General features: G+C 58.2%; 2 protein-coding genes and 2 pseudogenes. 2 read left to right on the plus strand and 2 right to left on the minus strand.

Translation table 11 applies throughout. The features are described from left to right. Positions 1-1,092 (minus strand): annotated as a pseudogene (locus ASF57_RS14400) (hypothetical protein); the annotation flags it as partial. A 699-nt stretch (positions 1,093-1,791) separates the two neighbouring features. Here ASF57_RS14400 and ASF57_RS14410 point away from each other — a divergent pair. Together ASF57_RS14410 and ASF57_RS14415 are read left to right on the plus strand one after the other, a co-directional pair. Then, positions 1,792-2,152: pseudogene (locus ASF57_RS14410) on the plus strand (IS3 family transposase); the annotation flags it as partial. Between the two features lie 660 nt (positions 2,153-2,812). Continuing rightward, complete coding sequence (locus ASF57_RS14415; protein ID WP_056484626.1) at positions 2,813-4,699, plus strand: family 16 glycosylhydrolase; 1,887 nt, start codon at positions 2,813-2,815, stop codon at positions 4,697-4,699. Positions 4,700-6,181: 1,482 nt separating this feature from the next. Here the strand turns inward: ASF57_RS14415 and ASF57_RS14430 are convergent. Continuing rightward, positions 6,182-10,396 carry a N,N-dimethylformamidase beta subunit family domain-containing protein gene (locus ASF57_RS14430; RefSeq protein ID WP_056484632.1) on the minus strand — a complete coding sequence of 1,405 codons (4,215 nt, stop codon included), beginning with the start codon at positions 10,394-10,396 and terminating at the stop codon, positions 6,182-6,184. Between the last annotated feature and the right edge of the window lie 1,719 nt (positions 10,397-12,115).

A 12,115-nucleotide genomic window follows, 5' to 3' on the forward strand; every position in this document is an offset into this window, starting at 1 on the left:
CTCGTAGTTGAGATCCGAAGACAGATCGTGGATGTTGTCCGACGTCATGAAGTGCATCATGGCACTCTGACCAGCTGCTTTCACATTGGGATGAGCAGCGTAATAGTTGTCCGGATCGAATAATTCACTGGTTGGCTTGCGGCCCTCCGCTTCGCCAACCTCAAGGTAGTGCTGAAGCGGGTTGATATTAAGAGCCGCCACATCAAGGTTGGTGCTCAGGTAGTAGGCGGTGTTGAACACCGCATTGGGATCGAGCAAAGCCTTCCAGCCGATCGTATTGTAGTGTCGATCCGCTGTCATACCCGTTTGGGCGAGCTGATCACCGTACGCGGCCTGGTAGAAATCTGCATCAACGCCGCTGGCACTGATGTGCGAGCCCGTATCCGTTCTCACATCGATGATCGTCTTGGCAATCGCTTTGCCAACCCACAAATTGTCATCTATCTCCCAGGTGTGATTGCCGAGGTAGTGGAGCGCGGCGAAATTGTGGTCGCTGAGATCCAGTCGGGTGCTGACCACATCGACAACACGCCCATTCTCAAGGCCTGCTTCGGCGAAGATCACATTGTCGTACTTCTGCGTTTGCGTCTGCGTCTCGAACTGATTACCCCGCGGAACCTGCGTCTGAATGACCAGCTCGAGGTCGCTGGGACGGCCCTGCTCGGGCATCTCGCTGCGGTAGGTCGCGTGCAGCGGCTCGCCCTGCAGACCGACCTCCCAGAGAACACCACCCTCGACGCCGAAAGTGGCACGTGTGGTCACCCATACGTTGTTGAGCGTGGCCATGCCGATATCAGCGTTACTTGTGAATAAGGCATCGTTATAAGGATTCGGACCAAGCATGTCCCAGTGCGTTCCGACCGCCAAACGGTTGTTGGAAGTCTCGCTCAGCTGAATCTCTTCATGCCAATCTGCACGGTTCTTGCCGAACAGCGCTCCACCATACCAACCCGTGCGCCCAAGTTCATTGGGAATAGAAAAGCTGTCCATCTGCACATAGCCAAAGGACATGCCCTTGCTCGGATCGAGGGCGCCAGGATCAATGGTGACGATACCTCCGATGGTCGTGAACCCATCGCGCTCCCCCGTCGCNCACGGCCGGGCGCCCGGCTCTGACCCTGGCGCCTCCGAACAAGCTGTCCATCTGCACATAGCCAAAGGACATGCCCTTGCTCGGATCGAGGGCGCCAGGATCAATGGTGACGATACCTCCGATGGTCGTGAACCCATCGCGCTCCCCCGTCGCATTCGGCACCGGCCGGGTTGTGACGACGAGGTTGCCATCCGCAATGCTCACCGGATCAAACTGACGGTTCAGCCAATGACCCGACGTCATGTCACCGTTGGCGAAAGCCGTTCCAGAGTTGTTGGGATGGAACCAGATCATGTCGCCCTGGTCCACCGTTCCATAGGCGGCACCTTTGGTGAGGANTCATGTCACCGTTGGCGAAAGCCGTTCCAGAGTTGTTGGGATGGAACCAGATCATGTCGCCCTGGTCCACCGTTCCATAGGCGGCACCTTTGGTGAGGATCGAGGATGACGAGAACGTTTCGTTGAGTATCACTGCGTAGGACATGTCTTCCTCACGCTACGAGATAATCGATATCTCAATGTTATTTTGGAAAGCTAGGCGATACACAGTCACTCGCTAAATGATCGAGTCGTATCTAATGCCGCTGTATAATTAAATCAATTAGTTTATAAATTTAAATTCATTATCAAAAGCTACTAAATCCGCTGAAGATTGGTGTTCCTAAATTATGACTTTGAGCCCTGTGGAGGAGGTCATCATGGGGCGGAAGAACCATACGGCTCAAGAGATCGTTGCCAGCTGCGGCAGGTCGATATCGCGGTTTCGCAAGGACCGAAGGTTGCCGAAGCAATTCGTTCTGTCGCGGTGACGGAGGTTACGTACTACCGGGGGCGCTCCGAGTACGGCGGCCTGAAGAGTGATAAGGTTAAGCGGCCGAGATCCCTGAAGATCAAGACCCCACGCCTTCGTCCGGCGATCTCCGATCTGAATCCGGAGAAGCTCATCCTTAAGGAGGCGGCCTGGGGAAACTTTTGAGCGCGGCTTGCCGCTGGGCTTATGTCGATCACGTCGTTGCCGAGCACGGTGGGTCGGAACGCTTCGCCTACCGGGTTCCAGGTGGGCAGTCCTGCGGTGTAGCGTCCATCATAGACCGTGACGGCGTAGGTGCCCTCACCAGCATTCTCGACGATCTTGGTTTTCTGAGCCCCAATAACGTAGATATGGCCCCGGCGACACCGATCAGGGTCATGTCATTGGCCGTGCTGTGGAACGTGTTATTCGCCGCAGTGCCCGCGTAAGCTGCGCCCTTGATTGAGCCGAACGTGGCTGCGGTGGTCCGCGGGCCGCTCTTCAGCATAGATTATCTGCATAATCAAAGGTTGCCAATGCCGTGTTCCTGGCACAGCAAAGTAAGAATATTTAGGTGTTTGTAGTGCATAATCTTGAGAAAAGTCCTATCAATAATTTATCTTGCTTCATAATAATGCAATATATCTCCTGATACGAGGAGTAAAAATACATCAAAATTGTGGCTGATAGGATCTTCGGTACCGAAGTCGATCTCCGATCGCGGTTGTATACTGGAACGGGTGGTTGCGAAACCTAGAATTAAAATCCCAATGATCAAGTAGGGGGTTGCGTTAACTTTATAGTAGTGCTTTAGGCTCTCGCCGTCGGAAGCGAAATGTGAGTGAAAAATGGCGAATACAATCCCATTGAGGGGACAATACACCGCAGGTACTGCAAGCGCAGATCGGATCGACCTCTCTGCACGCGGCGTGCAGCCTCAGCTGATCGCGGGTCGGGGCGGCAATGACGTTATCATCGGCGGCTCGGGCAAGGACAAGATCAACGGCGGCACCGGTCAGGATACGATCGTTGCCGGGCGTGGTGTTGATACCCTGACGGGTGGGGCCGGAGCAGACCACTTCGTCTTCGATAAGGCAGACCTCGCCGACACGGCCACCCGGACTGGAAGTGCCCTCGATCGGATCACCGACTTTCAGGGAGTGGGCATCGCTGGGGGAGACACGCTAGTGTTTCGTGGCTTTGCCGCGGATACCGACATGGTCGAGATCAGCAGCCGGGGCGCGCTTCACACCTACGAGATCCATGAGAACGGAGCCGCGGTGGGCCGCTTGAACGTCGTTCACGCCGGCGACGCGCTGGTGTCCAGTGACGTCGTCGGAGCCTCTGCAGGGACGCCCCTGCCCCAGCAGCCTGTAACTCCAAAACCACCCGTCGTGGTTGCGCCCCCCGCGACGCCCGAGGCGCCTGTTCCCGCAACGCCGCCGGTCTCCACGGGCGAGCAAGCTCATGCGAGTGCCACGCCGACCCACATGATCAAGGCCAACAATGCCGTCAAAGCCCTGAGTGGCACGGTCGGGCACGACGACATCTGGGGTTGGAACAAGGGCGGCGCGGTCCTGAAGGGCGGCGCAGGCGACGACACCTACCACATCTGGCAGCTGAGCGATCAGGTCATTGAGGCGGCCCGCGGCGGGGTGGACACCGTCCACATCGCCTGGCGCGACTACATCCTGCCCGACAACGTCGAGAACCTGAGCTTCAGCAATGCCAAGAGCGGCACCGGCAACAGCCTCAACAACATGATCACCGGCGATGGCGGCGCCCAGACCCTCAACGGCAAGGCCGGCAACGACATCCTGACCGGCCGCGGCGGGGCCGATACCTTCGTCATCGCTAAGGGCGAGGGCACCAACCGAATCACCGACTTCACCTCCGGTCAGGACAAGGTCCGCTTGGAGGGTGTCGACCTGCACACTTTCTCCGAGTTGAAGATGGCCGCCAAGCAGGACGGTTCGGACACCGTCATCGCGCTCGGTGGCGGCGAGACGCTCGTGTTGCAGAACCTGGCGGTCGCGAACCTCAAGGCCGGCGACTTCGCCCTGCCGGCAGACCCATCGCATCCGGGCATGAAGCTGAGCTTCGCGGAGGAGTTCAACACCCTCAGCGCTTCGGCCAACGGCCAAGGCACGGTGTGGAAGAGCGCGCTTGGCGTCGGCACCAGCCAGGATCGGACCCTGGGGTCGAACCACGAGGCGCAGTATTACTCGGACAAATCCGTCGGCACGAACCCGTTCTCTGTCTCGAACGGCGTCCTCAGCATCACGGCGGCTCCGGATCACGACGGCAACCCGCTGAACCTGGCCTACACCTCGGGCGTGCTCACCACGGCCAAGTCGTTCGCCCAGACCTACGGTTACTTCGAGATGCGCGCCGAGTTGCCGGCGGGCCAGGGCATGTGGCCGGCGTTCTGGCTGCTGAACGCCGACGGGACGTGGCCGGCCGAACTCGACGTTCTCGAGTTCCTGGGCCACGACAAGGACACCGCCTACGCCACAGCGCATTCCTCGATCGGCGGTCATACCCTGACGAGCTTCCCCGTGCAGACGGACGATCTGACGGAAGGGTTCCATACTTTCGGGGTCGATTGGCAGAAGGACACGCTGGAATGGTATATCGACGGTGCGAAGGTGGCCGAGATGGCAACTCCGCGTGACATGCACAAGCCGATGTACATGGTCGTCAACCTGGCGGTGGGTGACACCGGCAGCTGGCCGGGCAAGTACGACGCCTCCATGCCGACCACACAGCTGAACGTTGACTACGTTCATGCCTGGGCCAACGACGCCATTCACTAACGCTTCCGCGCTCGGTCAAACCCTTGGTACCTGTCAGCCCGGCAGCAGCGTCGCTGCCGGGTCTGAATACTACGATTGCGTTGCGCTTCCGCTCAGCCAGGGCAAGCCTCACAAGGCTTAACGCTTGGATCGCCGACTTAGTCGGAGAAATGACCGTAAAGCTGACGTTCAAACCCGTCGGGAAACGCTATTCGGAATTTAAAATCGCTGATTTGAACGCAACTCGGCCCTGCTGATGCGGAGTCATTCCCGCACTGAACGTTATAGAATGGGCCAAAGCGGGTTGGAACAAATCACTGGGATCAAAGATGGAAATCGGTTGCTGTCAGAGTGACGGCCTTTGAGAGTTGGATTTGGAACTCAGCGCCGTCGGTTCCCGAGACATTGCCTTCGATGATGGTCNAAAGATGGAAATCGGTTGCTGTCAGAGTGACGGCCTTTGAGAGTTGGATTTGGAACTCAGCGCCGTCGGTTCCCGAGACATTGCCTTCGATGATGGTCGTGCTGCCCTGCACGACGTAGCGGATTTGCCCGGCGGCGGTGAAAGCATCGGTGCCGATGAGGCTGAAAGCATCGTCGCCACCTCCCACAATCGCATCGATACCCGCAAGGTCGATCCGGTCGTCCTGCGCGCTGAGGAAGTCCGCAATGACGTCCCGCCCAGTAGTCGTGTTCGTGCCACTTCCCGCCCCTGCGACGCTGGTGAACACGAACGTATCGCTTCCCGTGCCGCCGGTGAGGGTGTCCTTGCCCAGGCCGCCGGTCAGAACGTCGTTCCCGGCAGCACCGTTGAGGGTGTCGTTGCCCGAGCCGCCGATGATCGTATCGTTGCCATCTTGGCCGTTAGCCAGCTGTGGCCGGGTTCCGCGGGACGATAGGTCAATCACATCGTTTCCAGCCGTTCCGCTGGTGTATTGCGCAGTTTGCGGCTCGGNTCTTGGCCGTTAGCCAGCTGTGGCCGGGTTCCGCGGGACGATAGGTCAATCACATCGTTTCCAGCCGTTCCGCTGGTGTATTGCGCAGTTTGCGGCTCGGTGGGGCCGGCCGTCACTGAGACAGCGACGTTGCCCGTTGTGGAGCCACCTGAGCCGTCGGAYAGGGCGTAGGTGAAAGTCGCCTGTCCGGTGAACCCAGCTGTGGGGGTGAAGGTGACCTGGCCGTTGCTCAGCGCGACCGTACCGCCCGAGCCCGCCGTCACACCTGTGAGGGACAGGGTGTCACCATCGACGTCGGTGTCATTGGCAAGCAGTGTCGCCGCGCTGACCGTCACTGGCACACCCGCTTGGCTCGCCAAGGTGTCAGCCGCCGCGACTGGTGCGTCATTCACGGGCGCAACGGTGATGGTGGCGGAGCGGGTGTCGGTACCGCCTCTCCCGTCCGAGACAGCGTAGGTAAAGCTGTCGACCCCGTTGGTGTTCGCACCGGGCGTGTACGAGAAGGCACCATTGGCACTCAGCGACAACACGCCTTTGGTGGGCCCGCTCACCAAGGAAGCGGTAAGCGGATCACCGTTAGCATCGGTGTCGTTGGCGAGCACTCCGTTGGCCGCCGCAACCACGAGCGCTGTGTCCTCGCTCGCGGTGAACGCATCATTGGCACCGACTGGCGCGGTATTGACGGGCCGTTGGCGAGCACTCCGTTGGCCGCCGCAACCACGAGCGCTGTGTCCTCGCTCGCGGTGAACGCATCATTGGCACCGACTGGCGCGGTATTGACGGGTCCATCGGGCACATCTGTGACGGTGACAGCGATGGTCTGAACCGTGGTGTTGATGCCGTCGAAGGCCTGCACGTTTACGGTGTAACCAGGGACGTGCGTACCCTCGAAGTCTGGGGCAGAAATGAAGGAGAGCTTCCCGTCCACGATTTGGAAGAGCGCGTTGTCAGCCGCCGCATTGGCTCCCGTGACCAGGCTATAGCTGATAGGTCCGCCCACCGTGTCAGGGTCGCTGCTGGTCAAGGTCAACACAGCAGTGGTGTTCTCCGGCACACTCGCTGTTGCTGCCGAGGTGACGGTTGGCGCCACGTCGTTCACATCCTTGACGGTAACCGCGATGGTCTGGGTGTCGGCTCCCCCGTAAGCATCCGCAACTTGGACCTGTACCTGAAAACCAGGGGTAGTCCCCTGGGACGGGAGGTTTTCGGTGTCGGGAGGGCTACGAAACACCAATTCGCCTGTGCTCGCGTCGATGTCGAAGAGCGCGGCATCCTCACCGCCTGTGATCTTGAAGGTTTTGCTATCAACCGCGTCGGCATCCGTTACAGTGATGGTTGCGACCGCGGTTTGGTTCTCGTCGACGGAGACCGACCGGGTCTCGCCCCCTGTGATGACCGGTATCTCGTTCGCGAAGGTGACCTCGACCTCAACCGTGGCTCCATTGGAGCGCTGCGTGCCACCGACATAGAGGTAGATCGAGTCCGGAGTGACTAAGATGTCGCTCTGCTCGATACCGTTCGGATCGCCTACAAATCCCGACTGTGAGACGAGCGTGGCGCTTACGATCGAGCGCAGGGCATCGCCCACATCAGAGATTATGGGGCCGTTGAAGGCATTCGGGACAAACTTGAGCGGCTGCGGCAAGCTCGAGGAGACGGGGAATGTGTAGACGATCCGGCTGTTCTCGAAGTTGATGTCGACAAGCCCGAGCCCGTCATTTCCAACCTCGCCGGGGTTGCCCGCTTGTTCGGCCAGCGCCTCGATCTCGGGGCCACCGCCGTCGACCGCGACCTCGGTTCGGGTGTCACCAAGGACGCCTGGAGGATTGTAGGCGCCGTCGTTGTCAAACAGGTACTGCGCCTGAAGCGTCGCACCGTTGAATCCGAACCCAAGCCCCTCCGCCACATCGGTGACAGTGACCGCAACCGCCTGTTGGACAGGTGGTGCAATGCCGTCGGAGGCGCTCACGCCCACGTCGTAGACGTTGTTCGCGCCTGCATCTGTCGGCGCCTCAAAGTTTGGTGCCGCCTTGAAACTCAGGGCGCCGGTCACCGCGTTGATCGTGAACAGGACAGAATCCGCGCCGCCGGAGATGGCGTAGCTCAGCGCGTTCCCGTTCGGGTCGGTGGCCGACACTGTTCCTGCCTGGAGCCTGTTCTCCGCGAGGGAGAAAGCGGTTGGCGAGGTGAAGACGGGTGGTTCGTTGCTGGCTCCATCCGTCGGGTCGAACGTCACGTCGACCCAATAGTTGGAAGCGGAGAACGTGTTATTTGGGAAGACAGTGCCGGAGCCGTAATGGAAGACGCCGTTGCCATCCAAGCTCGCACCGGAGCTGACCACGCTCTGCGGCGCACTCAGGACACCAAAGGGCTCGCTGAACGCATCGTTATCGATCCCATCATACGTTTGCTCGCGGTTCGGGTCAAAAAAGCCATTTGTAGCCACGTAGTTGTTGGTGGTCCGGTACGAGACGATGTATTCGGCGTTCGCCAGAACCGACACGGGGCTCGACAAGGTCGCGACCTGCCAGCCGGACGCGTTCACTCCCGACGTGAAGGTCGCCGTCGCCACCACCTCGCCATTCGGGCCCCACAGGTTGCCTTCCCGTACGTCCGTGTCGTTCGCGTCGGCGGCATCCCGGTAGTATCTGAGCTGCGTGATCTGGCCTGCCTCGGTGGTCATAAACTTCATGCCGAGCGTGAGGCCGTTAGCTGCGCCTGAATCGTTGTTTAAGGTGGCGTTGATCGGCGTGGTATCGTCGAACAGACTGAAAGTGTCCGGCCGAATCGGCGCAGTGACCTGCACGGTGTCTGTCGAGGCTGGCGCTTGAGCGACGTTCAGGCTGTCGTCGATAGCCCGCGACATCACCCTGTAGGTTCCCTCCATCGTGGGCCGCCACTCGTAGGACCAGTTGGTCGTGCCTTCCGCCACGCGCCACGTGGCACCGTTATCGAGGGAGACCTCGACGGCAGCGACCCGCCCGTCAGTGGTCGCGGTGTTGCCGTCGTTGTCCGTCGCCGTTCCGGTGATGGTCACGACTTGGCGAGCTGCGACGCTGTCGGGTAGATCTGTTAGCGTGGTTGTAGCCGCGACGCTGTCGGACGAGGCGGTAGCTCTGCGGAGGCCCCACGATGTCAGAAAGGCATCTGCCACGGCTGGCTGGATGCCCATGTCCGCAAACATGTTCACCGTGAACTGCTGGATGGCGGTGTTCTCGAGGTTACCACCGTAAGGCGAGGAATCGTGCTCGTCGCTGAGTGCCCAGCTCCAGAAAACCGTGCCAGCGCCGAAGACGAGTGCACCACTCTCAGGGTCGCGGTAGAGCGATAGATTATGAGTGGCGATCCCCGGTGACTCGCGGTTGCCCTGGTCGGTGACGATGGCGGGCCATGGCACGGTCGTCTCGGAGAGCTTGATTAGACCGGCAGGGCGGTACTCGTCCTCGGGCGAGGTGTCCCACTCGTAGCCGAGAATGCCGGGCGCCATGTCCAGCTTGCCCGTTTGTGCCACCTCCGTATCGCGCCACATCCTCAAGCCAGCAAAAGGCGCAGGAACGTCGAGCGCCGCACCTTCCGAGTTTCCATCAGGGCCGAAGAGCTGGCCTGTGAGCTCGTTCTCAGGCAATGCCCCAGACGCAATCGGATTGCCGTTCGCGTCTTTTGCGTTGACAAAGCGAAGGTCGCGCCACGTCCCCGTCCACTCGCTAGACGGGTCGATGTTGGCATAATCTGCCGGACCGGCGTTCAGTGAGTTGTTCGCCCAAGTCTCCTTGTAAGAGACCAGCGTGCGATAATCCGTACCCGTGCCATCGATGCTGTCCTCGTAACGTGTTTTCCAATACATTTCATTCCCGCTCCAGAAGAGCAGGTTCACACCTGCGTCGCGCGCCGCTTCGACATTAGCTCGCTGACCGCCGGACCAGTACTCGTCATGTCCTACCGAGATATAAGCTTTGTGCCCAATCAACGCGTCCGGTCCGAGGCGATCAGTGTCGACTCCAGATATGTAAGATACGTCGTAGCCATTTCTCTCCAACCAATGGATAGCGGCATAATCTGCGCCGAACAGGTAATCCTGCGCTCCTGCCGCGGCGCCACCGCCGTCGCGCGTGAGGATTGGCCGATTGTAACTGACCGCGTAGGCACGATCCTGATTGAACGGGCCTGGGTCAGTTGTTTGGCCGTCCGGCTGGTCGAAGCCACCGTAGAAGTTTCCCGCTATCTGGCCGTTATTGCCGCCCCAGCCGTTATAGGCCTGCCAAGTCGTATCCGATGTCTGCAGGACGATGTCGCTCTTCGTTCCGTCGGCTGGCGTGTCATCGCGGACAATGAAAGGAATTTGATTGGTCGCACCCTGGATGGGGTTACCGCTGGCGTCTAAACGCTGCACCTTGGCGAGATAGACGCCAGACACTACGTCAGCCGGGATGCTCCAGCTGTCAGTGACGCTCCAGTTGCCAGCATCGACCAAGCCCCGTGAGTCTTTTATTGGGTTTGGTTGCACGGTACCGTCATTGTTCTTAAAGCTTGTGACCAGCGTCGCACCGTCGCCGCCATAATAGCCAAGGCGGTAGATTTCGACCTGGTACGGGACTTCGTCAGCCGGCGAGGCGTTGACATTGATCTTGAAGGCGACCGTTTGGCCGATGTCGTAGCTGATATCGGTGGTAAAACCCTCGATCTGACTGCTAGCCGGTGCGTCCCAGACTGCTCTGGCGGTGCCCTGTTTCTGATTCTCAAGAGCAATTCGGTTCTCGGCCATGGTTAACTTCTCCGCCCGTTGACCCGGCTTCTAGTGTTGATCGGGATTATTTTATGAACTTATTGAGTGTTTTTCCGATATGCAAGTAGAATATACAATATTAAAAATATTTGCTGTCTATATATGCATAATATTCAAAAATCTGAAACTCATCCGCGGGATAAGTTAGATTATTCTCGAACGTAATACAATCTTATGGTTCTGTATAGATTGTATATTGATCCTGTTATTACGGGTTTAAAGCTTTGGCCCCTACGAAGTCAGTAGATAGTACCAGTCGTGCTGCAGGTGTCGCCATTGCTGCCTCAACTGTTATAGGCGCTCTAAGTCGTGCAAGACGTCTGAAGACCACAGTGCTATGAGGACTCGTCGGCACGCACGATAAAAGGAATAGGGTTTTCGCTTTTGCCCGCGCTGCGCACGAGTTCGGCGGTGTTGACCTATGAGACCGCCTCTGCTGGCGCATCCCGGGACGCTGAGACGATCCAGCTACCCGCGTCGCAAAATCAATTGTCGGATTCCGCAAAGCTTTAGGCAGATTGTATTAAGTTGCACCTATAATAGTATTCAATAGCAGTAAGCCATTATTATTTTAATAAAACAGAGAAAACAGATCGATATTGTAAACGTTTTTATTTACAGCAAAACTTCTATTCACATTCAAGTCAAATAGCACGAGTGTAGGGCGATTGGTACCAGATCCAGTCGTGAGTATTTTGCTAATACCACGTTCATCGACATCCGACATGGCTTGAATTCTGCATTGATCTTCTGGTGCGCCTATGAAGAAATTTTCTTGGGCATTTAAATTTGACATGTCGCGGCGTCCTCTAATTCTTCCTGGAACTAGCGTTGGCCCAGGACGAGAGGGTTAATAATTTATTGACAGCCGTCAAATGAATTCTGCGCTAAGTAGATCAGTTACGCGGTCTGCCGAGCTTCAGTATTCGGCTTAGTAGGCATCGCCGAGAGGCCGCGACTCACTGGGGAGTGAGCATCATTATTTGGCTGCTGATGCGTGCCAAATAAGTTCGCCCCACCATACCGCGACAAAACAGCGCGCCCTGGAAACTTTTATCTAATGTTTACTGGCTTGGTCCGTAAATCGGGCGGTTTTCCAGCCCGGTGCCGATTGGATCTCTTTGCGCGAAGAGAATTGGCGGTCAGCTTACGGGGTCTATTCGGCGGCCATCCTGCAGCCGCTCGTTGGCGAGATGAAGAACGTCAATCTGAGTCGATGGCTGCGGTCCTTTATGTATGCCAGAGCCAGGCAGGCGCCGAGCGTGTTTCTGTCTTCGATTTCGACGTGCATCACGGCAACGCTGCACTCACGTGATTTAGGGCGGCTTACACACAGCGGCGCCGATCCACACCAGAGCTTCGGAGCAGCCCGCGGGGAACTTGCTCTCGTGGCATCAGAACTGAGACCCGATGAACGGCTATCCTTGAGAAGCCGCACGCGGACTGTCTTGTCCGTTGATCTGCGTGAGCGTGTGGTGTCTACCAGCGAGGGCAGAAAATCACTGTATGATGTTTTCGCAGATGATGGATGGCCAAGTCTTCTGTCGAAACAAGGAAGCCTGTGATCATGCATAAAGGCTCTTCGGAGCTCCCCCAGGCCCTGGCGCGGTGCCGCACGGCCTTTATTGGCGTGGCCGCCATGAGCGGGCTCGTGAACGTGCTCTATCTGACGGGCTCGTTCTTCATGCTCGAAGTCTA

It is taken from the genome of Methylobacterium sp. Leaf117 (genome assembly GCF_001422985.1).
Classification (GTDB): Bacteria; Pseudomonadota; Alphaproteobacteria; order Rhizobiales; family Beijerinckiaceae; genus Methylobacterium.